This window comes from Sphingomonas sp. PEI4, from assembly GCF_056679955.1.
The window spans coordinates 3,267,842-3,293,660 of record NZ_CM155258.1; the positions used below are offsets into that span (position 1 = coordinate 3,267,842).

The following is a 25,819-nucleotide window of genomic DNA, read 5'->3' on the forward strand; positions in this document are numbered from 1 at the left end:
GTCACCCCGGACTTGTTCCGGGGTCCACGGTGCCGCACTCTCCAAGGCATGAGGAACAGACAACCCTGCGTCTACATCCTCTGCAACGCCTATAACGGCACGCTGTACGTCGGCGTAACGTCCAACCTGATCGGCCGAATCCTCCAGCACCGCGAAGGCACTTTCGAAGGCTTCACCAAACGCCACGGCATAATCCGCCTGGTCTGGTACGCAATGGCCGACACGATGGAGTCCGCAATCGCCAGCGAAAAGCGAATCAAGAAGTGGCACCGCGACTGGAAAATGAACCTGATCGAGCGAGACAACCCGCACTGGGACGATCTCGCCGTGGCGTTGGGCCTCGAGCCGCTGCCCTAAGCCCCCCCCGTCATGCCGGGCTCGTTCCGGCATCCACGGCTCCGCAAACCAACCGGCCGTAGAGAATGCGGACCGGTGGACCCCGGAACAAGTCCGGGGTGACGGAAGAGGGGTGGGACGGGTTTGCGTCCCATACGCACCACCGTTCCGAGGCTCTGGTCGCATGCCAAACACCACCCCGTCATGCCGGGCTCGTTCCGGCATCCACGGCTCCGCAAGCCAACCAGCCGTAGAGAATGCCGACCGGTGGACCCCGGAACAAGTCCGGGGTGACGGAGAAGAGAGGGTACGCCCTAGCGTCTCATCGGGAGGGTTCCGCATGTGCGTCCTCCTGCGCCGGAGGTTTGGGAGCGTCGCGGTCGACCAGCAACTGACCCCCCGCGCCGTAATTCTCAGTCGAGACCTCTTCGATCACGATCTGCACCGCAGCCGGGTTCTTCCCCAGCCGCTGCACGAGCGACTGGGTGACGTCGGCGACGATGCCGGCCTTCTGGTCCTTGGTGGCGGACCCCGAAATGCGGATGCTGACGAAGGGCATCAGGCTTTCTTGTCCTCGTCGGTCGAGTCGGTCGCGTCCGCGCCGTCTTCCACCAGAACGTCTTCCGCCGCGCCTTCTTCCACCGGAGCGTCTTCCACCGGAGCGTCTTCGGCTTCAGCAGCAGCCTCTTCGGTCGCGACGTCCTCTACGGCCGCCTCTTCCACCGGAGCCTCGTCCGCGACCACGGCGACGTCAGCCTCAACGTCGTCAGCCTCAACGTCGTCAGCCGAAACCTCAGGAGCCTCGTCCTCGAACCAATGCGCGCGCGCGGCCATGATGATCTCGTTACCCTGCTCGTCGCTCAGGCCATATTCCGCGAGAATCCCGCCCTTGGGCTCAGGCCGCTTCGGTGCGTCCTCATTCCGACGACGCGGTTCTACACGCTTCTTCTCGACCAGTTCGTCGGTCGCCAGATCGGCGAGGTCGTCGAGCGTCTTGATGCCCGCCTTGCCGAGCGTGACCAGCATCGCCTCGTTGAGATACGGCATACCGGCCAGCGCGTCCTCGACGCCGAGCGCGGTACGCTCCTCGCGGCTCGCTGCGTCGCGACGTTCCAAAGCCTCGGTCGCGCGGTTCTGCAACTCGCCCGCCAAATCCTCGTCGAAGCCTTCGATACCGGCGATCTCCCCGACCTCGACATAGGCGACCTCCTCGAGGTTCGTGAACCCTTCGGCGACCAGCAGCTGCGCGAGCGTCTCGTCGACGTCCAATTCCTTCTCGAACATCGCCGAACGCTCGACGAAGTCCTTCTGGCGCTTCTCCGACGCATCGGCCTCGGTGAGGATGTCGATCGCCTTGCCGGTCAGCTGCGACGCAAGCCGCACGTTCTGGCCACGACGGCCGATCGCCAGCGAAAGCTGATCGTCGGGAACGACCACCTCGATGCGCTCTTCTTCCTCGTCGATCACGACGCGCGACACCGAAGCCGGCTGCAACGCGTTGACGACGAAGGTCGCGATGTCGGGCGACCAGGGGATGATGTCGATCTTCTCGCCCTGCATCTCCTGCACGACGGCCTGAACGCGGCTACCCTTCATGCCGACGCACGCGCCGACCGGATCGATCGACGAGTCATGCGAGATCACACCGATCTTCGCGCGCGAACCCGGATCGCGAGCCGCAGCCTTGATCTCGATGATGCCGTCGTAAATCTCTGGCACTTCCTGCGCGAACAGCTTCTTCATGAAGTCGGGGTGCGCGCGGGACAGGAAGATCTGCGGCCCACGGTTCTCACGGCGGACGTTCAGGATCAGCGAACGGATGCGGTCGTTGACGCGCACCACTTCGCGCGGGATTTGCGCGTCGCGGCGGATGACGCCCTCGGCGCGGCCCAGGTCGACGACGACATGGCCGAACTCGACGCGCTTGACGACGCCGGTGATGATCTCGCCCGCGCGGTCCTTATATTCTTCGAACTGGCGCTCGCGCTCGGCGTCGCGGACCTTCTGGAAGATGACCTGCTTGGCGGCCTGCGCGGCGATGCGGCCGAACTCGATCGGAGGCAGGGGATCGACGATGAAGTCGCCCAGCGCCGCGTCCTTCTGGAGCTTCTGCGCGCCCTTGACGTCGACCTGCTTGAAATAATCGTCGACCGCCTCGACCACTTCGACGACGCGCCACAAGCGCAGATCGCCGGTGTTCGGATCGAGCTTCGCGCGAATGTCGTTCTCGGCGCCGTAGCGCGAGCGGGCGGCGCGCTGGATCGCGTCCTCCATCGCCTCGATCACGATCGCCTTGTCGATCATCTTCTCCGACGCGACCGAATTCGCGATCGCGATCAGTTCCGCGCGGTTGGCGGTGACTGCCGTGGCCATCAATGCTGTCCTTCTTCGGTGTCGGCGTCCTGAGCGTTTTGCTCATCGACGGGCGTGTCTTGATAGAAAACCTCGTCCGCGCCTTCGATCGAAAGCGGTGCGGTCGCGGCGATGAGTCGGTCGGTCATGACGAGCTTGGCGTCGGCGACCTGGCTGAAGTCGATCGTCATGATCTTGTGCTTGTTGACGTCGACGGTGATCTTCGTCCCCTCGACGCCCATCAGATTGCCCGAGATCTGCTTGCGGTCCTCGAACGGCTCGACGAGACGGATACGCGCCTCCTGGCCTTCCCAGTCGGCAAAGTCCTGGAGCCGGGTCAGCGGACGATCGATACCGGGGCTCGACACTTCGAGACGATACGCGTCTTCGCCGACCGGGTCCTTGCCTTCGGCTTCGAGCGCATCGAACTTGTCCGAGATACGGCGCGACAGTTCGGCGCAATCGTCGATCAGCAACTGGCGGGTGTCGGGGCGCTCGGCCATCACCTGCAGCGTCGGATCGGACTTGCCGCCCTGCATGCGGACACGCACGAGGCTCAAGCCGAGCGCCTTCGCCTCGGGTTCGATCAGGTCGGTCAGCAGGGCGATATTCGCCATCGAAATTCCAAACAGGGCCAAAGCACAGGTGATTACCGCCGCGGAGCAAGCCCCGCAGCCTCTTCATCTGGCGATGTAGAGAAGTGGTGCCTCTATACGCGGGGTGGCGCTGCTCCGCAAGCGGGCGCAACCTTCATCGGTAACGCCGCGTTGGCGGAGAGATTTCCGGGAGACAATCATGATTCGCAAGACGCTGTTCGCCACCAGCCTGCTGACCGCCACGCAGCTCGCCTCCACCGCCTGTTCCGCGCAACCGGCACCGGGCGGCAAGCCGTTCAAGGAGACGGTGGTCGCCGATTTCGAATCGCCCTGGGCGATGACGGTCCTGCCCGACAAGCGCATGCTGGTGACCGAGAAGAAGGGCCAGATGTTGCTCGTCTCCGCCGACGGCAAGTCGCGCCAGACGGTCGCGACGATCACCGTCGATTCAGCAGGGCAGGGCGGGCTGATGGACGTCGTCCTCGCCCCCGACTTTGCGACCAGCAGCCGCGTGTATTTCAGCTATTCGACCGCTGGAGAGGGCGGCAAGGGCGTCGTGCTAGCGCGGGGAACGCTGTCGATCCCGGCTTGCGTGATGGCCCCCTGCGATTTCGCCCAGTTGGAAGGCATCACCGAACTGTACCGCGCGCGGTCGTTCGTCGAGGGCAGCGGCCATTACTCCGGCCGCATCGCCTTCTCGCCCGACGGCAGATATCTGTTCTTCACCAATGGTGATCGCCAGAAGTTCACCCCCGCGCAGGACCCGAAGATGACGCTCGGCAAGGTGTTGCGCCTCACCCTCGACGGCAAGCCCGCCCCCGGCAACCCGCTGGTTTCGAAGGGCTTCGCGCCCGAAGTCTGGAGCTACGGCCACCGCAACCTGCTTGGGCTCGCGTTCGACGCGCAGGGCAATCTGTGGGAGCAGGAGATGGGGCCGAAGGGCGGCGACGAGGTCAATCTCATTAAGTCCGGCCTCAATTACGGCTGGCCCAACGCCTCGAACGGCAGCCACTATGACGGCCGCGACATCCCCGATCACAAGCCCGGCGATGGCTATGAGCCGCCCAAGGTGTTCTGGAACCCGGTCATCTCCCCCGGCGGGCTGATGATCTATTCCGGCAGCATGTTCCCGCAGTGGAAGGGCGACGCCTTCATCGGCGGCCTGTCGTCGAAGGCACTGGTCCGCGTCCACCTGAACGGCACCAACGCCGCGAAGGGCGACCAATGGGACATGGGCGCGCGCATCCGCGAAGTCGAACAAGGCCCCGACGGCGCGATCTGGGTGCTGGAAGACGGCGGCGAATCCCAAGGCCGCCTGATAAAACTGACCGCGAAGTAGCCCACAACGCCATCCCCCTCCCGCAAGCGGGAGGGGCTAGGGGTGGGCACGCGCTCACCTCCAACGTCATCGTTTCAGTCTGCGAATCTTCATCGCATCGGCAGCAAATGCCGATACCGCGCGCCCACCCCTCGGTCCCCTCCCGCTTGCGGGAGGGGAGGAAGATCAGTCGCGCACGATAAGATAATTCATCCGCGCGGCGGCAATCGGCTTCTCCCGCTCGTCCTGCCAGGCCGTCGCCTCGACATTAGCCACCCGCGTCCCCAGCCGAGTCACCACCCCAGCCGCCCGCGTAGGCTTGTCCCTGCCACCCCGCATGAAATCGACCGTAACATTCACCGGCTTGATCGCGCCACCACCCTCAGCCGCCAACGCATGGTGCAAAGCCGCGATCGCCGCCATCTCCAGCAACCCCGAGATCGCACCCCCGTGCAAAAACCCAGGCCGCCCCAGCACGTCATCCGCAAACGGCATAACCAGCACCGGCGGCGCGCCGTCCTCGACCTCGACCGAAACGCGAAGGATCTCCGCATAAGGCGGCAGGCCGATCGTCATGCCTCGATCCTTCTGTTGAGACCCATGCCGGCGACATCGCCGACAACCATGAACGTCCCCGCGACATGCGCCAGCGGATCGCTCGGGTCACCATCATGCGCCTGCCCGCGCACGAACGCGATCGAGCGCGTGATCCGGTAGCACTCCCCGCGCCCGATCACCGTCTTCCCCGGTGTCGCCGGCCGCAGGTAATCGACCCGCAGATCGAGCGTCGCATGCGGCACGAACGCCTGGCGCTTGATCCAGATCGCCAGACTCGTCGCCATGTCCATCATCGTGATGATCGGCCCCGACGCGATCACGCCGCTCGCACGGTCGCCGATCAGCTTCTCGTCATAGGGCAGCGCAAGCTCCGCCCAGTCGTCGCCATGCGCGTGATAGCGCATCCCCAGCGCGGCGCCGTGCCCGCCGAACCCGCGCGACGCAAACCATTGTGGATCAAAACCAGCCATCGCCCGCCTCTACACGCCGGGTGGCCGCGCGCAACATTGCGGGCGAGAGCAGGCGCGGTTAGCGTTCGCGCAAAGATCGAGAGGATCGCCACAATGAACGACCGGGTCACCATCACCGTCGCGGACGGCATCGCCGACGTCCGCCTCGCGCGCGCCGACAAGATGAACGCGATCGACCCGGCGATGTTCGAGGGCATCGCCGCCGCGATCGACCGCCTCAAGGGAATGACAGGCGTCCGCTGCGTCGTCCTGTCCGGCGAAGGCAAGGCATTCTGCGCCGGTCTCGACATGGCGTCGATGGCAAACGGCGGCTCGGGGCTGGCGCTCGGCGACCGAACCGAGGAGGGCGCGAACCTCGTCCAGCAGGTAGCCTGGGGCTGGCGCACCTTGCCGATGCCGGTGATCGCCGCGGTCCACGGCGTCGCATTCGGCGGCGGCTTCCAGATCATGTCGGGCGCCGACATCCGCATCGCGCATCCACAGGCGAGGTTTGCGATCCGCGAAAGCTATTGGGGCCTCGTGCCTGACATGGCCGGCATCGCGCTGTGGCGAACGCTGGCCCGCGACGACGTACTGCGCGAACTGACCTACACCGCCCGCGAGTTCGACGGTGCGGAGGCGTTGCGGCACGGCTTCGTAACGCGGCTCTCCGAAGACCCGCTCGGCGAGGCGATGATGCTCGCGCGCGAGATCGCGGCGAGAAACCCCCACGCGATTCGCGGATCGAAGCGCCTCTACAACCTCGCGGCGGATGCGGACGCGGCGACGGTGCTGCACGCGGAAACCGAAGAACAGCTCAAGGTCATCCGCACCCCCAACCAGGTCGAACAGGTCCGCGCCAACATGGAAAAGCGGGCCGCAGTGTTCGAGGACTGATCCCCCGCCGTCCGCACGTATCCGTCATCCTGACGAAAGTCAGGATCCAGAGTACCACCCGCGGCCCTCAGTAACCCTGGATCCTGACTTTCGTCAGGATGACGGCGGGGGGTCAGGATGACGGGGAAGGGGCGATGATCGAGAGACGCCGCTCCCACCTACAACCACCCCGGCGAAGGCCGGGGCCCAATTGGAAAGGTCGGAGTAACGGAGCGCCATCCTCGGTCAGTACCGTCCCCCAATTGGGCCCCGGCCTCCGCCGGGGTGGTACGACACGGATGACCGAGTGACGCGAGGCAAGGGCGGGGCGCGGCAGGGCGCGCGAGAAGCCCCCTACTTCACCTTGTCAAACGGCGTGAAATCCCGAAACCGGCAATACGCCGACGGGATCGACATGCCCGTCGACACGGTCCGAAACCGATCGTTCCGACACAACTGCCCGCCATAAACGTCAACGATCAACGTATCGAACGGCCGCAGCGACGGACACTCACCGACCGGGCCCGTCTTCCAGATCCGCTTCCCCGACTGCCGATACAGGATGGTCTGCGAATCGACGATCTCCGGCCCGTTCAGTTGCTGAAGATTGATGCATCGTACCGGCGCGCCCGCAATCCGCCCCGCCAGCGGGTCCGACTTCCCAGCCCCGAGCATCCCCACCGTCAGCAACGCCACCGCCGCAAGAACCGGAACACGCATCATGGTTTCCGATACGGAACGAAGTCGCCGAAGCTGCAGCTCCCGGTGGGAAAGCGCGAAGTCTGGTCGATGGTCTGAGCGATGTCGCCGCGGCAAAGCTGCCCGCTCGGCGTCCGCGTCACGAGGATATCACCTCGCCCGATCCCCTCGCACCCACCGGCCGTGTCGCTGCGATACACCAGCCCGCTATTCACCCGGTACAGGATCGTCGCGCCGTAGCCCGAGCTCGGCTTCTGCGGGAACTGGCTGATACACGTCTCGGGCTTGCCCGGCACGAGCCCGGCAAGCTCCTTCGCCAGCTTCTCCTGCACGCCCGCCTCGCGTACCTGCGCACGCTCGACCTCCGCCTGGGTCTGCGTACACGCACCCATCAAGAGCGTCGGCAACATCAAAAGTGGCAGGGTCCGCATCCGCATCGCAACGCTCCTCAAAATCCCCGCCGCTTTCATACGCCTTTTACCCGCGAAAGGCATCCTTAGCCGCGCGGTAGCCCGCCAACTGCTCGACCGAAGTCGCCCGCAGGAACGGATTGGTCGCACGCTCCAGTCCGATCGTCGTCGGCACGGTAGGTTCAGCCTTCGCGCGCGCCGCGTCGACCTCAACCATCCGCGCGACAATCGCCGCATTGTCCGGCTCGGCAACCAGCGCATAGCGCCCGTTGCTCTGCGTATATTCATGTCCGCAGAACACCTCGGTCTCGTCCGGCAGCACCGCATAACGCTGCATGTTCGCGAACATGTCGGCCGGCGTCCCCTCGAACAGCCGCCCACACCCCATCGCGAACAGCGTGTCCCCGGTGAAGATCGCGGCGTCATCGGCAAAATGAAACGCGATATGCCCCTGCGTGTGCCCCGGCACCGTCATCACGGTCGCCGCATGATCGCCGATCCGCACGACGTCGCCTTCGCCGACCTGCTCGTCGAGCGTCGGAATCTTGTCCGCCTCCGCCGCCGGGCCGACGATCGTCGCGCCGTACGCCTTCATCTCCGCATTCCCGCCGGTATGATCGGGATGCCAATGCGTCGTCCACACCCGGTCGATCCGCCAGTCGCGCATCTTGGCGGCGGCAATCACCGGCCCCGCCTCGCCCGGATCGACCACCACCGTCTCGCCCGAGACGGTGTCGTGGATCAGCCAAGCGTAATTGTCGGACAGCACCGGCACGCGGACGATATCGAGCATCAGCGTCTCACCACTTGCCGGTGTTCGGCATCGACGCCCACGGCTCGGCCGGATCGAGCGCACCGTCCGCCTGCAACAGCTCGATCGAGATGTTGTCGGGCGTCCGCACGAACGCCATGTGGCCATCGCGCGGCGGCCGGTTGATCGTCACGCCGGAGTCCATCAGCCGCTGGCACGTGTCGTAGATATTGTCGACGCGGTAGGCGAGGTGGCCAAAGTTGCGGCCCTCGTCATATTCCTCGGGATCCCAATTGTGCGTCAGCTCGACCTCGGCCCCCTCGTCGCCGGGAGCCGACAGGAAGATCAGCGTGAACCGCCCCTTCTCGTTCTTCATCCGGCGGACCTCCTTCAGCCCCAGCAGTTCGAAGAACGCGATCGTCTTCGCCGGGTCGGTCACGCGGATCATCGTGTGAAGGTATTTCATGCTTGCTCCGAGCGTTGTTCGGACCAGCAGATAGGGACGCGCGGCACGGCGTGAAAGGGCGTGCCGGCCGGCGCGCTATTCCTCCGATCGGATCAGCACCGCTTCGCCGATGAAGAAGAACAGCAGGAACGGCGCCCAGGCGGCGAGGAACGGCGGGTAGGCACCGAGATTGCCCATCGCCAGCGCGAAATTGTCGGCAACGAAGAACGCAAAGCCGAGCCCCATGCCGATCACCGCGCGGACGAACAGCTTGCCCGATCGCGCGATCCCGAATGCCGCGACCGCACCCAGTAGCGGCATCAATATCGACGACAGCGGCCCCGACAGCTTGTGCCACAACGACCCTTCGAGCGCCTTGGTCGGCCGTCCCGCGTCGGACAGGTCGGCGATCGCCGCCTTCAGCGCGCCGAATGACAGCCCGTCCGCATCGACGCTCGCCAGCGTGAACTGGTCGGGCCGCACGTCCTTTGCGATCACCACCGTGCCGAGATCGTGGACGGTACCGCTCTTTACCTCGAACCGGTTCGCGGGGCTTACCGCCCAGCCATTCGCGACGCGCCTGCCGTGATCAGCGCGCAGGATCGCGACGAGGTTGCCGCCGGTGCGATCGTACAGCGTGATGCCACCAAGCCGGGTCGCATCGCCGCGCCCGCGAATCTGCGCAACCTCGATCAGATCGTCGCCATCACGCACCCACACATTCGCGCGGTCGCCGCGATCGATCGGCAGCTTGCCGTAATTCACCTTCTGCCACTGGTTCAACGTCGCCGTCGCCCGCGCTACCACGCGGTCGTTGAACACGAAGCTGATGACCGCAACACCGAGGCTCGCGACCAGCAACGGCGCGAGCACCTGATGCGCCGACAGGCCGGACCCCTTCAGCGCGACGATCTCGCTGTTCTGGTTCATCGTGATCAGCGTCAGGATAGTGCCGAGCAGGACCGAGAACGGCAGGAAGCGCGAGACGATCTGCGGCACGCGCAGTCCGACATACTGCCAGATCTGCGCGTCGCCATTACCGGGAAACGCGAGGATATCACCGGAATTGCTCAGCAGGTCGAGCGCCTGGAGCACCAGCACGAGCGCGGCGAGCACCGCGAACGTCCGCACGAGGAACATCCGGCCCATGTAGATCGCGACCGTCCGCGACGGGAAGAAGCTGACGAGGTTCATGCGGCTTTGCTCTTACGGAAGCCCGGGATGCGCCTGGTGATCGCCTTGAACGTCTTCGAGAAGACGCGTTCGAGCGCACCGATCGGTTGCCCGCCGGGGACATAGGCGATCGTGTAGTACATCCACAGGATCAGCCCGGCGAAGATCGTGAACGGCACCCACAGCGCGATGATCGGATCGATCCGCCCGAGTTCGCCGACGTCCGCCGCGTATTGGTTCACCTTGTGATAGGTGACGATCATCACGATCGACAGGAACACGCCGAGTGCGGACGAGGATCGCTTGGGTGGAACGCCGAGCGCCAGCGCGAGCAGCGGCAACAGGAACATCGTCGCGACCTCCGCCAGGCGGAAGTGGAATTCGGACCGGCTGCCGTCGCGTTGCTCCAGCGTCGCACCGCGCTGGCCCTGCTTGGCGAGTTCGGGCAGCGTGTATTCGAGATTACGTCCGCCGCGACTGCGGAAGCTTTCGAACTTGGGCAGGTCGATCGGCAGGTCGTGGCTGCTGAAGGTCAGCACGCGCGGCGTCTTGAACTCGGGCCGGTTGTGGATCAGCGTGCCGTTCGCGAGACGGAAGATGATGACGTTGGGATCGTCGGTCGCGAGGAACTTGCCCTTCTCGGCGGTCACCCCCAGCCAGTCGCCCTTCTGGGTCGACGCGTGGACGAAGATCCCGGACAACTCGCGGCCCTTGTCCTTGCTCTCCTCGATGCGCAGCGTCATCCGGTCGCCCAGATTGGTGAACTCGCCGACCTTGATCGACGCGCCGAGCGCCCCGGTGCGCAGCTCGAACCGCAGGCCCTCGTAATAATAGCGCGCGATCGGCTGCACATAGCCGACAATCGCGAGGTTCAGCAGCGCCAGCGCGATCGTGTACATGTACGGCACGCGCAGCAGCCGATTGTAGCTCATGCCGACACCGCGCAGCACGTCCAGCTCGGACGACGTCGACAGCCGGCGGAACGCGAGCAGGATGCCCAGCATCAGCCCGATCGGGATACCGAGCCCGAGATATTCCGGCAGCAGGTTAGCCAGCATCCGCCACACGACGCTGATCGGCCCCCCTTGCGTCGCGACGAAATTGAACAGCCCGAGCATGCGATCGAGCACGAACAGCATGACGGCGATCAGCAGCGTCGAAAAGAGCGGCACCGCGATCAGCCGGGCCATGTAGCGGTCGATAGATTTCATGCGCGGGTTGAGCTCAGTATGCTGGGTCGCGCGGGTATAGGGGCGACGGGGCAGGGCGTCATCCTCAATCGCAACACGTCAGTGAACGGTCATTCCGCAGCGATCGGGTGGTTCGTCTTGCGGCGCTCCGCGGCCATCGCCGCCATGACCGCGCGCTCCAGCCCGTTGAGCGTGAACGGCTTGCGCAACACCTCGTGCCCGCCGAACTGCGCGACGTTCACCTCGCCGGCAAATCCGGTGACGAACAGCACCGCGACGTGCGGGTAAAGCGGGGAGAGCGCTGCGATCATCTCGGGCCCGGTCTGGCGCGGCATCAGCACGTCGGAGATGATCAGCCCGATCGCCGGGTTCGCCGCCAGCAGTGCAGGGGCGGCCAGCGGATCGTCGCACGCGATCGGATGATGCCCGATCTCCTCCAGCGCGCCGGTCGTCGCCGCCAGCACGCGCGGATCATCCTCGACGACTAGAATATGCAACGTCTCGGGCGCCTTGGGCGGAACTGGCTCGACCACCGCGATCGAAGCGGGCGGCAGGGGCAGTGCGACCAGTTCGGCGGCGCGCGGAAAATAGAGCGTGACGGTCGTCCCTTCGCCCGGTGCGGAAACGATGCCGACTTCGCCGCGCAGTTGCTGGACCAGCGCAAAGATCTGGCTCAGCCCTAGTCCGGTGCCCTTGCCAACCTCCTTGGTGGTGAAGAACGGCTCGAACACGCGCTCGGCGATGTCGGGCGCCATCCCGCAGCCATCGTCGCCGACCATGATCGTGACGTAATCGCCTGCCGCGCACCGCCCGACCTGTTCCGCCGCCAAGGTCGTCGTGCCGGTCGCGACGGTCAGCGTGCCGCGACCGTTCATCGCGTCGCGCGCGTTGACGGCGAGGTTCAGGACCGCGTTCTCCAACTGGACGCGATCGGCACGGACGCACCCGCCCGCGGCATCGTCGCGCACGATGACCGTGATCGCATCGCCCAAGGTGCGGTCGAGCAGGTCCGACATGCCGGCGACCAGCGCGGCGGCGTCGATCGTCTCGGCCTTCAGTGAATCCTCGCGGCTGAAGGCGAGCAACCGCCGGGTCAGCGCCGCCGCGCGATTGGCACCCTCCGTCGCGCTGTCGATATGCCGCCGGACGCTCTTCGGATCATTTGCGAGGTTGCGCCGCGCGAGTTCGAGGCCGCCCAGCACCACCGCCAGCATGTTGTTGAAGTCGTGCGCGATCCCGCCCGTCAGCTGCCCGACCGCTTCCATCTTCTGGATCTGGCGCAATTTGGCCTCCTGCACGCGCAGTTCGGCGGTGGCAGCGGCGACCGCGGTGGTCAGTTCGTCGGCGCGCTCGCGTTCAAGTTCGGCATCGGCCAGTGCGGTCGCACGCTCGCCGACCGCGCGGATCGTGAACCAGCCGAGCAGGATCGCACCCAGCACGATCAGCACGCCGAACACCGCCAGCACGCCCGCGATCCAGCTCGACCGCTCGACCGACCCCATCGCCGCCGCCGTCCGCTCGTCGAGCAGCGCGCGCTCGCCCGCGATCAGCGTGTCGAGCGTCGTGTTGATCTCGAGGAGCGTCGGCGCCTTACGCCCTTGGTAATAGCGCGCGATCGCCTGGCCGTTCTTGCCGTAGCGCGTGTTGAGCGCTGTCAGCGAAAGCTCGCGCCCGCGTGCGTCATAGGCGGCGCGGAGGCGGTCGATCCGCGGCTGTTGATCGGGATTGTCGTTGGTGATCCGGTCGAGCCGGTCGATCTGCGTCCCCGCCAGCAGCCATTCGTCGAAATAGAGCTGTCCCAGCTGCTTGTCGCCGCTGATCACGTAGCGCCCGAGCGACGCCTCCGACTGCGCGATCGTCCCCGACAGCGTGCGGGCGAGGATCATCACGTCATAGCTGTGCGCCTGCAGTTCGAGCGCGCGATCGCGCTGGCGATTGGCGTGGCCGAGCGTCACGATCAGGGCGACGAGCACCGCCGCGCCGAGCAGCCCCATCACGACCAGCGTGACGGTCCGCCAGGTCGCTCCGCCCCCCAGGGCCGCGGTCTGGGCCTCGCTTCGCATCACTCGGGCATCCTAACGCGTCGTTGCCCCCGCGCAATGATTTCGATTTCCGGGGAGAGGGTGAAAAGCCCTTCCGATCCTCCCCCGCCAGGGGGAGGTGGCTGGCACTTGCCAGACGGAGGGGGAGGTAAGAGGTCACCGCTGTTCCGTGTCCTCCCCCTCCGTCACCTTCGGCGACACCTCCCCCTCGCGGGGGAGGATCGAGAGTCAGCCGATCACGCCAACGGCGCGACCCGCGGTCTCGAACATCCCGAGGATCGTCGTGATCTGCTCGTCGGTATGCTCCGCGCACAGCGAGCACCGCAGCAGGAACGTCCCCGCGGGCGTCGCCGGCGGCCGCGCCATGTTCACGTACAGCCCGCCTTCGAGAAGCGACTGCCAGATCGCGATCGCCTGTTCCTGGTCGGTCAGGATGACCGCGATGATCGCCGAGTCCGACGTCTCGGTGCCGAGCTTGAAGCCCATCGCCTTCAGCCCGCCGTGCAGCCGCCGCGCGTTCTTCCAGAGCTGCGCGCGCTTGTCGTGCGCGGTCATCAGCTTGCGGATCGAGGTCGCCGCGGTCGCGACCACCGACGGCGGCAACGAGGCGGTGAAGATGTACGGGCGGCACGCGAACCGTACCATTTCGAACTTCGGGTGGTTCGACACGACGAACCCGCCGACCGTGCCGACCGACTTCGAGAAGGTGCCGACGACGAAATCGACCTCGTCGGTGAGCCCCATCTCCTCGTACACGCCGCGCCCGTTGGGGCCGAAAAAGCCCATCGAATGCGCCTCGTCGACCAGCACCATGCAGCCATGCTTCTTGGCGACCGCGACCATTTCCTTCAGCGGGGCGATGTCGCCAAGCATCGAATAGACGCCTTCGAGCACCACCAGCTTGCCGGCTTCCTTGGGCAGGCGACCAAGCCGCTTGTCGAGATCCTCGACCGAATTGTGGCGGAAGCGGACGATCTCGGCGTTGCCCTGCTTGCAGCCGTCGTAGATCGAGGCGTGGCTGTCGGCGTCGAGGATGACGTATTCGCCCTTGCCAGCGAGCGTCGAGATGATCCCGAGATTGGCCATGTACCCGGTCGAGAACACGATCGCGCCGGTCATGTCGTAGAATTCGCGGAGTGCCTGTTCGACGTCGATATGATCGTGGAACGTGCCGTTGAGCATCCGGCTGCCGTTGGTGCCCGACCCGAACGCGTCGAGCGCGTCCTTGCCCGCCTGGATGACGTCGGGGTCGAACGTCATGCCCATGTAATTATAGGTGCCGAGCAGGATCGTGTCCTTGCCGCGGATCACCGCCTGGGTCGGACCCTTCACCTCGTCCATCACGATCGCGAACGGATTGCGCACGCCACTGGCGATCAGCGCCTCGCGTTCGGCGATGAGCCCGTCGAATTTGCTCATGAGATCGCGTTCCGGGGCGACCTCAGGAGCGTCGACGGGGAGGGCGTGGGCGGTGGTGGCGGCTTCGGTCATATCGGATTCCATGAGGTTGGAATGTGTATCCCAACCGTTCGTCCCGAGTAGCCGTCGAGCTTGTCGAGATGGCGTATCGAAGGACATGTACCTCGATACGGGCTCTCGGCTACGCTCGATCCCTACTCGGCACGAACGGCAAGGAGGGTCAGGCCTTCAACTTCGCGACCGCGTCGACCAGCTGGCCGACCGTCTCGATCTCGGCCTGCATGTTCATCGTGATGATGATGTCGAACTCGTCCTCGATCGCGGCGACGAAATCCATCACCGTCAGGCTGTCCCACTCCAGGTCGCCCTGGAACGTCGTCGCATCGGCGAGCGGCGCGCCCTTCTTGTTGAACGGCTCGATCTGCGCGGTGACGGTGTCGTAGATCTGCTGGCGGTCGCTCATCGTAATCCTTCCGGGTGTCGCCACGCAGTCCTGACAGGGAATTGCGGCGGCTTTTCGGCGCTATAGCAGCCCGGCGGCGCGATACCATGCGGCGGTTTGCGCGAGCGCCTGCGGGGTCGGGACCGAGGACGTCCAGAGCGCGGGCGGCGGCGGCTTGTGCGAGACCCAGTCGGGGTGGCAGAAATAGCTGACCCGGTCGCGCGTCAGCTTGGCCTTGCGCCGCCGGACGAGCCGGTCTGCGGCGGATGCGAGCTTCAGGAGGGGGCGGGGTGTCGAGAACACCCTGACCGGCTTGCCGACCGCCCCGTTCACCGCCACGCCGATCGCGCGCGCGAAATCGCGATTGTCCCAGCCGTCCGGCACGCCGTCGTCGGGCTCCATGATCGACGGCGCATCGGAACTCTCGGCGAGCGCGAGCAGCAGCGCGGTCAGGTCCTCGACGTACAGTAGCGAAACGCGCGTGCCGGCCGGGGGCATCGGCAGATAGCCCGACCGTGCCGCCTTGAAGAGATCGAGCAGCTCGTGGTCGCGCGGGCCGAAGATCGCGGGCGGGCGGACGATCGTCCAATCCAGTCCCGACGTCTCTACGCGCGTTTCGGCCTCGGCCTTCGACCAGCCATAGTTCGACAACGTCGGCTCGCGAGCGGCGAGCGAGGAAACGTGGACGAACCGGCGGATGCCGGCGGCGCGTGTCGCCTGGAGGATGCCTTCGGTGCCGGCGACATTGCCCTTGCCGAAGCCCGCGCGGTCGGCCGCGTTGACCACGCCGGCGACGTGGATCACCGCGTCGGCGCCCTCGACCAGCGTCGCGAGGCTCTTGGGCCGATCGAGCGCACCTTCGATCCAGGTCACGCCGATCCGCTTGGCCTGCGGCTTCCGGGCGAGCGCGCGGACGGTATGGCCCATCTCCAGCGCATGATCGATCAGGTGGCTGCCGACGAACCCGGTACCGCCGGTGATGGCCAGGATCATGACCGCGCTCCCGAGATCGAAGAGTGTTCACCCGCGAAGGCGGGTGTCCAGGCTGGGCACCCGCCTTCGCGGGTGAACAAGGCTTGGCCGATCATACGAGCGCCAGATGATTGCGATGCACAAGCGCAGACCGAGGCGCGTAGCCGAGGATCGCCGCATGGTCGTCGCTATGCCGGCCGAGCAGACGCGCAGTATCCGCCGCGTCATACTCCGCAAGCCCCCGCGCGACAGTCCCAGCAGGCCCTTCGATCGTCACCAGATCGCCACGCATGAAGCCGCCATCGATCCGAGTCGCACCCGTGGCAAGCAAACTCCGCCCCTGTCCAAGCGCCGCCGCCGCCCCCGCATCGACATGGATCGCACCCTTCGCGGTCAGTCCCCCCGCGAGCCAGGCCTTCCGCGCAGACGCGGTTCGCTCGGCAGTGAAGATCGTATGGCGGGCAGGGGTGGAGAGCGGATGCTCGATCCGCCCCGACGCGATCGCCAAGGGAATACCCGCACCCGTCGCGATCCGCGCGGCGGCGATCTTCGAAGCCATGCCGCCCGAACCCATCCCCGAGCCCGACCCGTCATCCGCCATCCCCGCGACCGCGTCGATCCGCGGCACGCTTGCGATATGCGTCGCGGACGGATCGGCATGCGGGTTGGCAGTGTAGAGCCCGTCGACGTCGGACAGCAGGATCACGCCCTGCGCACCCGCCGCCTGCGCGACGCGGGCGGCAAGGCGGTCATTGTCGCCAAACCGGATCTCCTCGGTCGCGACGCTGTCGTTCTCGTTGATGACGGGGACGACCTTGAGCGACAACAGCCGGTTGAGAGTCGCGGCGGCGTTGAGATAGCGGCGACGGTCTTCGAGGTCGTCGAGCGTGACGAGCATCTGCGCTGCGTTCAGCCCCTGCGCGGCGAGCAATTCGGCCCAGACCTGGCTGAGCGCAATCTGGCCGGTGGCCGCCGCGGCCTGCGCGTCCTCGAGACTCGCCCGGCCGCCCTTGGCAAGACCAAGTCGCCGAGCGCCGAGCGCGATCGCGCCGGACGACACGATCGCAACCTGCTGGCCTTCACGAGTCCGAGCAGAAATATCGGCGACAAGACCAGTCAGCCACTCCCGACGAACGCTCCCATCAGGATCGACCAGCAACGCCGACCCGATCTTCACGATCAGCCGCGCACAAGACGAAGGCGGAAACATCACTGCTCCCTCTCCCCTGCGGGGAGAGGGCCGGGGTGAGGGGCGGCCACGAACGGTACAGCCCGGAACAGCCCCTCACCCAACCCTCTCCCCGCAGGGGAGAGGGCTAAGACGGCGCCTACAGCGGCGACCATGCGACCGGCACTTCGCCTTCTTCCAGCTCCTTCGGCGCACCCGGTGCCGGCCCGATCGCCTCGATCAGCTGGTCGAGCACCGCCTCGATACCAGCGCCGCTCGCACCCGAAATCGCCATCACCTCGGCCCCGCTGGCTTCCGCCAGTTCCGCCGACAGCGCCGCGATCAGTTCCGGATCAAGCATGTCGATCTTGTTCAGCGCGACGATCACCTTCTTGTCGGTGAGCCCCTCGCCGTAATTCTCCAGCTCGTCGCGCACGATCCGGTACGATTCGGCCACGTCACGGTCGTTCGCATCGACCAGATGCAGCAGCACCCGGCACCGCTCGATATGCCCGAGGAACCGATCGCCGATCCCCGCACCCTCGGCCGCACCCTGGATCAGCCCCGGAATATCCGCCACCACGAACTCGCGCTGCTTGTGGCGCACCACGCCCAGCTGTGGCCGCGTGGTCGTGAAGGCGTATTCGCCGACCTTGGCCTGCGCATTCGTCACCTGGTTGATGAAGGTCGACTTGCCCGCATTCGGCAAGCCCACGAGGCCCGCATCGGCGAGCAGCTTCAGCCGCAGCCAGACCCACGCCTCGCCGAACGGCCAGCCGGTGCCGTGCTGGCGCGGGGTGCGGTTGGTCGACGTCTTGTAGCTCGCGTTACCGCGCCCGCCATCGCCGCCACGGAACAGGACTTCGCGCTGGCCGACTTCGGTGAAGTCGATCAGCACCTCCTCCTTGTCCTCCGACAGCACCTGCGTGCCGAGCGGAACGCGGATCACGAGGTCCTTGCCGCCCGCGCCGGTGCGGTTCGAGCCCGACCCGCCCGAGCCACGCGGCGCGCGGAAATGCTGTGTGTAGCGAAAGTCGATCAGCGTGTTCAGGCCGGCGATGCATTCGAACACGATGTCGCCGCCCTTGCCGCCATTGCCGCCGTCGGGGCCGCCATATTCGATATATTTCTCGCGGCGGAAGCTGACGGCACCGGGGCCGCCCTCACCCGAACGTACGTAGATCTTGGCTTGGTCTAGAAAATGCATCGCCGCCCCATAGCGAAATTGGCGAAAATCTCCACCCTCTGCGATTCTGCCAAAGACCTGGGCGCGTTAGCAGGGTGTCGGCGCGCTCGCATCCTTGCTGGCGAGCAGCGCATCGAGCGCCAGTTCGCGCGCCTTGCCGACCGGCAGTCCCAGCGCGCGGGCCATCGGCGCCCCCATCAGCGCATCGCCGAGCGCCATCAGCACCAGCGTCAACGTCTGTTCCTGGATAGGCCGCGTACCGGGCAGTTCACCGCCCGCGAGTTCGTCCACCAGGTCGTGGATCGCCGCCATGATCGGATCGAGCGCATCGGTATTGCCCGACAGGATCATCCAGCTCGCCAGCGCGCCCGCGCCCCCCTTGCCGAACGCGTCGAAGGTCATCTCCACCACCTCGCGCGGATCCAGTTCGCCCGCCCGCACGCGCAGCACGGCGCCGCCGATCGTGCCGACGATGTTCGCCGCCATCCGCGTGATCAGCGCGGTATGCAGCGCCTCCGCCGAGCCGAAATGGTGGAGCAGGTTGGCGTGCGTACGCCCGATCCGGCCCGCGACCGCCTTCAACGTCACAGCGCTGGGGCCGCTTTCGACCAAGAGCGCGCGCGCGGCTTCGACGGCGGCTTCGCGCGATTCGGTAGGGGAGAGTCGCTTGCGCGGTGTTGACGTCACGGACCGGAAAACCTATTTACATCAATGTAAGTAACGAGTGTTCATTCCTGTTTGGAGGTTTCCGTGGCGAAAGCAACCACGCCTGCCGATCTGACGATCACCCCGCGCGACCGCCGCTTCGGCCGCGGTGCCGCGATTCGCCGCTGGTGGCTGAACGACGATGCCGTCGCGACCGCGTTCTACAACGCGCTGTCGGTGACGTTCCCGAAGGGCGAGGGCTATTTCGTCGACAGCGTGCGGAAATTTCGCGAGGGCACGCCGCCGAAACTCCACGCCGAGATCAATGCCTTCATCAAGCAGGAGGTGATCCACACGCGCGAGCACGTCGCCTTCAATCGCCACGTGACCGATCAGGGCTATGACGTCGCGCCGTTGATCGTCGATGTCGATGCCGCGCTGGCGCTGACCAAGGGAAAGCCGGAGATCGCGAGCCTCGCCGCCACCACCGCGCTCGAGCATTTCACCGCGATGCTGGCGCACGAGCTGATCGCGAACCCGAATCATCTGCGCGGTGGCGACGAGCAGGCGGCCGCGCTGTGGCTGTGGCATGCGGCGGAAGAGATCGAGCACAAGGGCGTCGCCTATGACACGTGGCTGCACGCGACTCGCGGCTGGCCGCGCTTCACGCGCTGGCGGGTGAAGTCGCTGGTCATGCTGATCACGACGTGGCGGTTCTTCACCGGGCGTGCGCGGGGGATGGCGGAACTGCTGCGGCAGGACGGGATGACCGGGCCACGCGTGTGGGCGCGGATGGCGTGGTACGCGTTCGGCAACCCGGGGATGGCGCGTAAGATCGCGGGTGTGTGGGCCGCGTATTTCCTGCCGGGGTTCCACCCGTGGAAGCACGACGACCGCGCGCTGATCGGGCTGGCGGAAAGCGAGTATGAGGCGGCGGTTTTGCCGGTCGCGAAGCGGGTGGTTGCGGTCGCCTAAGTCTCGGACTTCACGCTTTTTCCTCCTTCCTAGTTCTCCCGCGAAAGCGGGAGCCCAGGATACCAAACGACATCGCCCGTGATTCCTGGCCCCCCGCCTTCGCGGGGGAGCAGTGATATTTTGCCGCCACATAACGAAATGCACCACCCCGGCGAAGGCCGGGGCCCAATTGGGGGACGTTGCTAGCGGAGGACATCGCTCCGTTACTGCGACCTGCCCAATTGGGCCCCGGCCTTCGCCGGGGTGGTACCTTACCCCTTAGAGACGTAGTTCACGCCGCCAGAGGCATCGGCGCACATCGGTCGTCATCCAGATCCAGCTCGAACATCACCGCAGGCGCATCGCCACCCCGCCCCCGCGACGTCCGAGCCTCAACCCGCCCCGTAGGCCGAAACCCGAGCTTCGCCAGCACGCGCCCCGAAGCCGGGTTGTCCACGAAATGAAACGCATCCAGCCGGTGCAGCCCCAGCGCATGCCGAGCCATCGCCACCACCGCTTCACCAGCCTCGGTCGCATACCCGTGACCCCAGGCATCGGGCGTCAGCCAATAACCGAGTTCATGGCCCGAATCGGCAAGCTGAAGTCCGATACCGCCGACGAGTCGCGGCTCGCCCGCTTCCATGGTCTCGATCAGGAATCGCGGCTCATGCGCGCCGCGCGGCTGGGCCAGGAACGCCTCGGCGTCGCCCAGCGCATAGGGCCAGGGCGCCCGCGCCAGCTTGGCGACCACGGTCTCGTGGCCGATCGCCTGCGCCAATGCAGGCGCATCTTCCGGCCAACCCGGCCGCAATGTCAGTCTCTTGGTGCGCGCGAACACGGCTCTCTCCTATCGCGTCGTTGGCTGCGCGCATGCCACGTCGGGATGACGGGACCGCGACAGCCGCGTGGAGGGAGCAATAAAAAAGGGAGCCGGGGTGACCCGTCTCCCTTGTTCAGGTTCGCTTTCGCGACCCGGGTCACCCTGGTGGGCAACCCGGATGGTTACCCTATGTTATTCGGCTGCTACCGGCATCTCGGTGCCAATATCCGCCGTGTCGTTCGCTGCCAGCTCGACCGAGCAGAACTTGCGCCCGAGTTTGCCTTGGCTGAATACGACGCGGCCATCGACCAGCGCGAACAGCGTATGGTCCGTGCCGATGCCGACGTTGGTGCCCGGGTAGAACTTCGTCCCGCGCTGACGCACGAGGATGTTGCCGGCGACGCACGCCTGGCCACCGAACTTCTTTACGCCGAGACGACGGCCTGCCGAATCGCGACCGTTGCGCGAAGAGCCGCCTGCTTTCTTATGTGCCATCTGAAGCTACTCCTTATGCCTGAGCGGCCGGGGCATCAGCCTCGGTCTGCTGCTGGGCTGTCTGGCCGCCGACGGACACGATCTTCAGGATCGTGTGCTGCTGGCGATGGCCGTTCTTGCGACGATAGTTATGACGACGACGCTTCTTGAAGACGATGACCTTGTCCGCCTTCGCCTGCGCGATGATCTCTGCGGCGACGACGAAGCCCTCGACGGACCGCAGCTCCGAGCCTTCGCCCGCCAGCAGAACGTCACCCAGCGTCACCGACGCACCTGCATCGCCCTCGATCTTCTCGATGACGATCTTATCTCCGGCGGCGACGCGATACTGCTTGCCGCCCGTGCGCACGACTGCGAACATGGCCCTTGTCACTTTCCAAATACATGTGCCCCACGAACGCAGGGTCCGCCGGGAGAAGCCGGGCAGCTAAGCGAGGGGGGCGGAGTTGTCAACCGCGAAGGGGCAGGAAAGGGTGGTTTAAGGCGGCAGGCGAGTGTGTTTCACGACCCCACCCGTCACCCCGGACTGGTTCCGGGGTCCACCGTGCCGCAAATCAGCCGCCGGTGATCAAGCGCAACGGTGGATGCCGGAGCGAGCCCGGCATCACGAAGCGCGATTCGCCTCAGTGCCGATGAACCTGTCGCAGCGCGTACCGGCCATCCGCATAGTCGCTGAACAACCCCGAGATCGCCGGATGGTCCACCGGCTCGTCGCTGTCGTCCGGCACCAGGTTCTGCTGGCTCACATACGCGACGTAGCTCGACTCCATGTTCTCCGCGAGCAGATGGTAGAAGGGCTGGTCCTTCCGCGGGCGAATGTCCTCGGGAATGGCGGCATACCATTCGTCGCTGTTCGCAAACACCGGATCCACGTCGAAGATCACCCCGCGAAAGTCGAACAGCCGGTGCCGCACGACGTCGCCGATCGAGAAATTCGCATGCGAGATCGGCGGAGCGATCACTTCGGCGGGGACAATCGGGCGGGTGATGTCGTGAGCGATACTGTCGTGTCGGGGCATATCCGCCAATTTAGGGTCTGTTTTGCGCCGCACAAGGAAAACGCGGCGGACGGCGCCCGAAACCTCGAAATCCGCTTGCGTCGCCAAGGTCACTTCATTAGAGGCCGCGCTTCGACCGATCGGAGGGACTGTTCGCAGCGCCTTGGATGACCTGCGGAGAGGTGGCAGAGTGGTCGAATGTACCGCACTCGAAATGCGGCGTACCCGCGAGGGTACCGTGGGTTCGAATCCCACCCTCTCCGCCATTTACCTGCTGACATCGCTGTAAAAATCCCCGCCGGGCGCCCGCGCTCGACTGTGGGCCGCCCCTGGCCGGCAATATGAGCGGGTCGCGTGCAAGCCCTCGCTGATCTGGCCGATACCCGTCGCTTTCGTGACCACGCGCGTCGTCCTGACGAAAGTCAGGCGCGAGAGTAACGCACGCAGTGCTACTTGGCTCTGGGTCTAGGCTTTCATCAGGATGACGGCACGATATCGGCATCGAACGCGACGGCCAAAGTTGTCGTAAAGTATAGGTCAGCTCAAAAACCGTGCCGGACAAGCAAACGCCCGGACCGTTGCCGATCCGGGCGCCTGCGTGACGATCGCTCGTCAGCCCCCATTTTTGTGCTTTCGCTCATCACCTTTGGTGCGGCGTAAAAGCAGTCCCCGAACCACGGCCGTTGCCTGTGTCTCAGCGAGGTTTTTGCTAGTTATGTGAGCCGGCTTTGTCACGGTATTTGCGCGTGCGCCGGCACGATTGGATACGCCCTGTGGCGATTACGCAACATACCAATCTAGCCATCGGCCGAGATCATACCCATGACGCCGCGATCCCCGCTCCCTCCACCCGCTCCCTCCACCCGCGCACTATCCCGCCCGCCGTCTCGCACGTGTTGCCTCGCGCGGGGACGCGTCCTAGAGCCGGGCATAGTCTCCCTAACGATCGAACCCGGCCGCCCATGATCCTGTCCCGCTACGAACGGATGATAGCCCGCCGCTATCTGCTGCCGGGCAAGGGCGAGGCGTTCATCTTCCTCGTCGCCTCGATAAGCCTGGTCGCGGTCATGCTCGGTGTCGCCGCGCTGGTCATCGTGATGAGCGTGATGAACGGCTTCCGCGCCGAACTGTTCGACAAGATCGTCGGGCTCAATGGCCATGCGGTCGTCCAGGGCGTCGGCGGACGGCTCCCCGACTGGCGCGAGATCGTTGCACAGGCGCAGAAGACGCCGGGCGTCACCAGCGCGCTGCCGCTGATCGAACAGCCGCTCGCCGCCACCTATAACGGTCGCGCCGAGGCGGTGCTGGTGCGCGGGATGCGCGTCGACGACATCCGCCGCAATTCGACGATCCAGAACAAGGTCATCATGGGCTCGCTCCAGTCGATCACGCAAGGCAGCGGGCGGATCGCGATCGGCTCGCGGCTCGCCGAATCGCTCGGCGCGCAGGTCGGCTCCGACATCTCGCTGTTCAGCCCGCAAGGCCAGACCACCCCGTTCGGCACGGTCCCGCGGATCGTCAGCTATACGGTCGGCGCGATCTTCGAGATCGGCGTCTACGACTACGACAAGGCGTACATCATCATGCCGATCGAGGATGCGCAGACGCTCCTCCTGATGGGCGATGCCGCCGGCATGGTCGAGCTGAAGACGGTCGATGCGGACCGCGTCGGCGAGATCCTCAAGCCGCTCGCGGACAAGATCGGCGGCAACGCGGTGATCGCCGACTGGCGGACGATGAACGCGCAGCTGTTCGAGGCGCTCGCGGTCGAGCGCGTCGCGATGTTCACCGTGCTGTCGATCATCATCCTGGTCGCGGTGTTCAACATCCTGTCGTCGCTGATCATGCTGGTCCGCGCCAAGACGCGCGACATCGCGATCCTGCGGACGATGGGCGCGACGCGCGGCTCGATGATGCGGATCTTCATCGTCGTCGGCACCACCATCGGTGCGCTGGGGACTTTGGCAGGACTCGTGCTCGGGTTCATCTTCCTGTTCTACCGACAGGGCGTGGTGAACTTCGTCCAGCTCGTCACCGGCCAGAACCTGTGGGACCCGTCGATCCGCTATCTGACCGAACTCCCGTCGAAGACGGACCCCGTCGAGATCGTCGTGATCGCGCTGATGGCGCTCATCTTCAGCTTCCTCGCAACGCTCTATCCGGCCTGGAAAGCGGCGAGTACCGACCCCGTGCAGGTGCTGCGTTATGAATGAAGGCCTCCGAATCGATCGCCAGATCGAGCGCATGGACGATTACGTCCTCCAGACGGGCGGGCTGACCAAGAGCTTCACGCAGGGCGGCGCGACGATCGACGTGCTGCGCGGCGTCGACCTCGCGATCGCACCGGGCGAGATCGTCGCGCTGCTCGGACCGTCGGGGTCGGGCAAGTCGACGCTGTTGCAGGCGGTCGGCCTGCTCGAGGGCGGCTTCCAGGGATCGATCAGGATCGCCGGCACCGAGGCGGCCAAGCTCAACGCGCATGAGCGCACCGTGGTACGCCGCGACAGCCTCGGCTTCGTCTATCAGTTCCACCACCTGCTGCCGGACTTCAACGCGACCGAGAACGTCGTCCTCCCGCAACTCGTCCACGGCGCGACGCGGGTCGAGGCGGACCGGCGGGCGGCGGAACTGCTCACCCAGCTCGGTCTCGGCCACCGCCTGACGCACCGCCCGAGCCAGCTCTCCGGCGGCGAGCAACAGCGCGTCGCGGTCGCCCGGGCGCTCGCCAACAAGCCCGCGCTGGTGCTCGCGGACGAGCCGACCGGCAATCTCGACGAACACACCGCCGACATCGTCTTCGCCGAGTTCATCCGCCTCGTCCGCGAGCAGGGCACCGCAGCGGTGGTCGCGACGCATAACGAGCGGCTCGCGGCACGGATGGACCGCGTGCTGCGGCTGCACGAGGGACGGCTGGCGTGACCTGGGGCGAGACGCCGACGCTCACGGGGCGTCACGTCACGCTCCGTCCGTTGGTCGCCGACGACATGGACGCGCTGGTCGCGGCGGCGTCGGCGGGCAACCTGTGGGACACATTCTACGCCAACGTCTCGATGATGAAAGCACCCGACCGCTGGCTCGCCGCGGCGTTGCGCGAGCAGGATTTCGGGCGGGCGCGGTTGTTCGCGGTCGTGGCGAACGAGACCGTCGTCGGCACCACGCGCTTCATGCGGATGAACAAGGGCAACAAGCGGCTCGAAATCGGTGGCACCTTCTACGCGAAGTCGGTCCAGCGCACGGGCGTCAATACCGAGGCCAAGCTGATGCTGCTGACCCACGCGTTCGACGCACTAGATTGCGAATGCGTCCAGATCCGCACCGATTCGCTCAACAAGAACTCCCAGCGCGCGATCGAACGCCTCGGCGCAAAGCGCGACGGCCTGCTTCGCGGACATCAGGTCATGGCCGACGGCCGCTTGCGCGACACGGTGGTCTACAGCATCCTCCGCCACGAATGGCCGGGCGTGCGTCAGAACCTGACGTATCTGCTGGCCCGACACGCCCCCTGACTGCCCGTCTGACTGGAAG

General features: G+C 65.9%; 29 protein-coding genes and 1 tRNA gene. 8 read left to right on the forward strand and 22 right to left on the reverse strand.

Features of this window, described 5'->3' with window-relative positions; genetic code table 11:
- The first annotated feature begins 48 nt into the window (after nucleotides 1–48).
- Nucleotides 49–357 carry a GIY-YIG nuclease family protein gene (locus AC1MLZ_RS15090; protein ID WP_480959184.1) on the forward strand — a complete coding sequence of 103 codons (309 nt, stop codon included), beginning with the start codon at nucleotides 49–51 and terminating at the stop codon, nucleotides 355–357.
- Between the two features lie 301 nt (nucleotides 358–658).
- Here AC1MLZ_RS15090 and AC1MLZ_RS15095 read toward each other — a convergent pair whose 3' ends face one another.
- The 3 genes from AC1MLZ_RS15095 to rimP are packed head-to-tail and all read right to left on the reverse strand — an operon-like array spanning nucleotide 659 to nucleotide 3,305.
- Nucleotides 659–895 carry a tautomerase family protein gene (locus AC1MLZ_RS15095; protein ID WP_480959185.1) on the reverse strand — a complete coding sequence of 79 codons (237 nt, stop codon included), beginning with the start codon at nucleotides 893–895 and terminating at the stop codon, nucleotides 659–661.
- Complete coding sequence (gene nusA / locus AC1MLZ_RS15100) at nucleotides 895–2,709, reverse strand: transcription termination factor NusA (RefSeq protein ID WP_480959186.1); 1,815 nt, start codon at nucleotides 2,707–2,709, stop codon at nucleotides 895–897. The genes AC1MLZ_RS15095 and nusA overlap by 1 nt, the downstream gene beginning before the upstream one ends.
- The gene (rimP, locus tag AC1MLZ_RS15105; protein ID WP_480959187.1) at nucleotides 2,709–3,305 is read right to left on the reverse strand and encodes a ribosome maturation protein RimP; all 597 of its coding nucleotides are present in this window, start codon (nucleotides 3,303–3,305) and stop codon (nucleotides 2,709–2,711) included. The genes nusA and rimP overlap by 1 nt, the downstream gene beginning before the upstream one ends.
- Nucleotides 3,306–3,483: 178 nt before the next feature.
- Between rimP and AC1MLZ_RS15110 the strand changes: the two genes are divergently transcribed.
- Nucleotides 3,484–4,623, forward strand: coding sequence for a PQQ-dependent sugar dehydrogenase (locus AC1MLZ_RS15110; RefSeq protein WP_480959188.1), 1,140 nt, complete (start codon nucleotides 3,484–3,486; stop codon nucleotides 4,621–4,623).
- Between the two features lie 165 nt (nucleotides 4,624–4,788).
- On the opposite strand, the gene AC1MLZ_RS15115 is transcribed toward AC1MLZ_RS15110, so the two are convergent.
- Nucleotides 4,789–5,178, reverse strand: a complete 390-nt coding sequence (locus tag AC1MLZ_RS15115; RefSeq protein WP_480959189.1) for a PaaI family thioesterase — start codon at nucleotides 5,176–5,178, stop codon at nucleotides 4,789–4,791.
- A complete protein-coding gene (locus AC1MLZ_RS15120; RefSeq protein ID WP_480959190.1) occupies nucleotides 5,175–5,630 on the reverse strand; it encodes a PaaI family thioesterase in 456 nt (151 codons plus the stop codon). The genes AC1MLZ_RS15115 and AC1MLZ_RS15120 overlap by 4 nt, the downstream gene beginning before the upstream one ends.
- A 93-nt stretch (nucleotides 5,631–5,723) precedes the next feature.
- Between AC1MLZ_RS15120 and AC1MLZ_RS15125 the strand changes: the two genes are divergently transcribed.
- Nucleotides 5,724–6,506, forward strand: a complete 783-nt coding sequence (locus tag AC1MLZ_RS15125) for a crotonase/enoyl-CoA hydratase family protein (RefSeq protein WP_480959191.1) — start codon at nucleotides 5,724–5,726, stop codon at nucleotides 6,504–6,506.
- A 333-nt stretch (nucleotides 6,507–6,839) separates the two neighbouring features.
- On the opposite strand, the gene AC1MLZ_RS15130 is transcribed toward AC1MLZ_RS15125, so the two are convergent.
- The 13 genes from AC1MLZ_RS15130 to AC1MLZ_RS15190 form a co-directional block, all read right to left on the reverse strand.
- The gene (locus tag AC1MLZ_RS15130) at nucleotides 6,840–7,205 is read right to left on the reverse strand and encodes a hypothetical protein (protein ID WP_480959192.1); all 366 of its coding nucleotides are present in this window, start codon (nucleotides 7,203–7,205) and stop codon (nucleotides 6,840–6,842) included.
- Entirely contained in the window at nucleotides 7,205–7,621 is a 417-nt protein-coding gene (locus AC1MLZ_RS15135) for a hypothetical protein (RefSeq protein ID WP_480959193.1), read from the reverse strand. Before AC1MLZ_RS15135 ends, AC1MLZ_RS15130 begins: the two co-directional genes overlap by 1 nt.
- A 40-nt stretch (nucleotides 7,622–7,661) precedes the next feature.
- Nucleotides 7,662–8,387 (reverse strand): hydroxyacylglutathione hydrolase, encoded by a 726-nt coding sequence (gene gloB / locus AC1MLZ_RS15140; RefSeq protein ID WP_480959194.1) that lies wholly within the window; start codon nucleotides 8,385–8,387, stop codon nucleotides 7,662–7,664.
- A gap of 7 nt (nucleotides 8,388–8,394) precedes the next feature.
- Nucleotides 8,395–8,811 carry a VOC family protein gene (locus AC1MLZ_RS15145; protein ID WP_480959195.1) on the reverse strand — a complete coding sequence of 139 codons (417 nt, stop codon included), beginning with the start codon at nucleotides 8,809–8,811 and terminating at the stop codon, nucleotides 8,395–8,397.
- A gap of 75 nt (nucleotides 8,812–8,886) precedes the next feature.
- Nucleotides 8,887–9,984, reverse strand: a complete 1,098-nt coding sequence (gene lptG / locus AC1MLZ_RS15150) for an LPS export ABC transporter permease LptG (protein ID WP_480959196.1) — start codon at nucleotides 9,982–9,984, stop codon at nucleotides 8,887–8,889.
- Entirely contained in the window at nucleotides 9,981–11,174 is a 1,194-nt protein-coding gene (lptF, locus tag AC1MLZ_RS15155; protein ID WP_480959197.1) for an LPS export ABC transporter permease LptF, read from the reverse strand. Before lptF ends, lptG begins: the two co-directional genes overlap by 4 nt.
- Nucleotides 11,175–11,263: 89 nt before the next feature.
- Nucleotides 11,264–13,216, reverse strand: a complete 1,953-nt coding sequence (locus AC1MLZ_RS15160; RefSeq protein ID WP_480959198.1) for an ATP-binding protein — start codon at nucleotides 13,214–13,216, stop codon at nucleotides 11,264–11,266.
- 207 nt (nucleotides 13,217–13,423) lie between these two features.
- On the reverse strand, nucleotides 13,424–14,686 hold the full coding sequence (gene spt, locus AC1MLZ_RS15165; protein WP_480959199.1) for a serine palmitoyltransferase: 1,263 nt from the start codon (nucleotides 14,684–14,686) through the stop codon (nucleotides 13,424–13,426).
- 148 nt (nucleotides 14,687–14,834) lie between these two features.
- Nucleotides 14,835–15,077: an acyl carrier protein gene (locus tag AC1MLZ_RS15170; RefSeq protein WP_480959200.1), complete on the reverse strand. Its 243-nt coding sequence runs from the start codon at nucleotides 15,075–15,077 to the stop codon at nucleotides 14,835–14,837.
- Nucleotides 15,078–15,137: 60 nt separating this feature from the next.
- The gene (locus AC1MLZ_RS15175) at nucleotides 15,138–16,049 is read right to left on the reverse strand and encodes an NAD-dependent epimerase/dehydratase family protein (protein WP_480959201.1); all 912 of its coding nucleotides are present in this window, start codon (nucleotides 16,047–16,049) and stop codon (nucleotides 15,138–15,140) included.
- A 91-nt stretch (nucleotides 16,050–16,140) separates the two neighbouring features.
- On the reverse strand, nucleotides 16,141–17,238 hold the full coding sequence (proB, locus tag AC1MLZ_RS15180) for a glutamate 5-kinase (RefSeq protein WP_480959202.1): 1,098 nt from the start codon (nucleotides 17,236–17,238) through the stop codon (nucleotides 16,141–16,143).
- Between the two features lie 118 nt (nucleotides 17,239–17,356).
- A complete protein-coding gene (gene obgE, locus AC1MLZ_RS15185) occupies nucleotides 17,357–18,403 on the reverse strand; it encodes a GTPase ObgE (RefSeq protein ID WP_480959203.1) in 1,047 nt (348 codons plus the stop codon).
- 66 nt (nucleotides 18,404–18,469) lie between these two features.
- Nucleotides 18,470–19,069, reverse strand: a complete 600-nt coding sequence (locus tag AC1MLZ_RS15190) for a TetR/AcrR family transcriptional regulator (protein WP_480959204.1) — start codon at nucleotides 19,067–19,069, stop codon at nucleotides 18,470–18,472.
- Nucleotides 19,070–19,132: 63 nt separating this feature from the next.
- On the opposite strand from AC1MLZ_RS15190, the gene AC1MLZ_RS15195 reads away from it, so the two are divergent.
- A complete protein-coding gene (locus tag AC1MLZ_RS15195; RefSeq protein ID WP_480959205.1) occupies nucleotides 19,133–20,002 on the forward strand; it encodes a metal-dependent hydrolase in 870 nt (289 codons plus the stop codon).
- A 271-nt stretch (nucleotides 20,003–20,273) separates the two neighbouring features.
- Here AC1MLZ_RS15195 and AC1MLZ_RS15200 read toward each other — a convergent pair whose 3' ends face one another.
- From AC1MLZ_RS15200 to hspQ, 4 genes are all read right to left on the reverse strand, one after another.
- Nucleotides 20,274–20,819: a GNAT family N-acetyltransferase gene (locus tag AC1MLZ_RS15200; protein WP_480959206.1), complete on the reverse strand. Its 546-nt coding sequence runs from the start codon at nucleotides 20,817–20,819 to the stop codon at nucleotides 20,274–20,276.
- A gap of 174 nt (nucleotides 20,820–20,993) precedes the next feature.
- Complete coding sequence (rpmA, locus tag AC1MLZ_RS15205; protein WP_480959207.1) at nucleotides 20,994–21,296, reverse strand: 50S ribosomal protein L27; 303 nt, start codon at nucleotides 21,294–21,296, stop codon at nucleotides 20,994–20,996.
- A gap of 13 nt (nucleotides 21,297–21,309) precedes the next feature.
- Nucleotides 21,310–21,657 (reverse strand): 50S ribosomal protein L21, encoded by a 348-nt coding sequence (rplU, locus tag AC1MLZ_RS15210; RefSeq protein ID WP_480959208.1) that lies wholly within the window; start codon nucleotides 21,655–21,657, stop codon nucleotides 21,310–21,312.
- A 262-nt stretch (nucleotides 21,658–21,919) separates the two neighbouring features.
- Nucleotides 21,920–22,315 (reverse strand): heat shock protein HspQ, encoded by a 396-nt coding sequence (gene hspQ / locus AC1MLZ_RS15215; RefSeq protein ID WP_480959209.1) that lies wholly within the window; start codon nucleotides 22,313–22,315, stop codon nucleotides 21,920–21,922.
- 155 nt (nucleotides 22,316–22,470) lie between these two features.
- Between hspQ and AC1MLZ_RS15220 the strand changes: the two genes are divergently transcribed.
- From AC1MLZ_RS15220 to AC1MLZ_RS15235, 4 genes are all read left to right on the forward strand, one after another.
- Nucleotides 22,471–22,560 (forward strand) — tRNA-Ser (locus AC1MLZ_RS15220).
- 696 nt (nucleotides 22,561–23,256) lie between these two features.
- Nucleotides 23,257–24,507 carry a lipoprotein-releasing ABC transporter permease subunit gene (locus AC1MLZ_RS15225; RefSeq protein WP_480959210.1) on the forward strand — a complete coding sequence of 417 codons (1,251 nt, stop codon included), beginning with the start codon at nucleotides 23,257–23,259 and terminating at the stop codon, nucleotides 24,505–24,507.
- Between the two features lie 31 nt (nucleotides 24,508–24,538).
- Nucleotides 24,539–25,213 carry an ABC transporter ATP-binding protein gene (locus AC1MLZ_RS15230; protein WP_480961576.1) on the forward strand — a complete coding sequence of 225 codons (675 nt, stop codon included), beginning with the start codon at nucleotides 24,539–24,541 and terminating at the stop codon, nucleotides 25,211–25,213.
- Nucleotides 25,210–25,800 carry a GNAT family N-acetyltransferase gene (locus tag AC1MLZ_RS15235; RefSeq protein ID WP_480959211.1) on the forward strand — a complete coding sequence of 197 codons (591 nt, stop codon included), beginning with the start codon at nucleotides 25,210–25,212 and terminating at the stop codon, nucleotides 25,798–25,800. The genes AC1MLZ_RS15230 and AC1MLZ_RS15235 overlap by 4 nt, the downstream gene beginning before the upstream one ends.
- Nucleotides 25,801–25,819 lie beyond the last annotated feature (19 nt).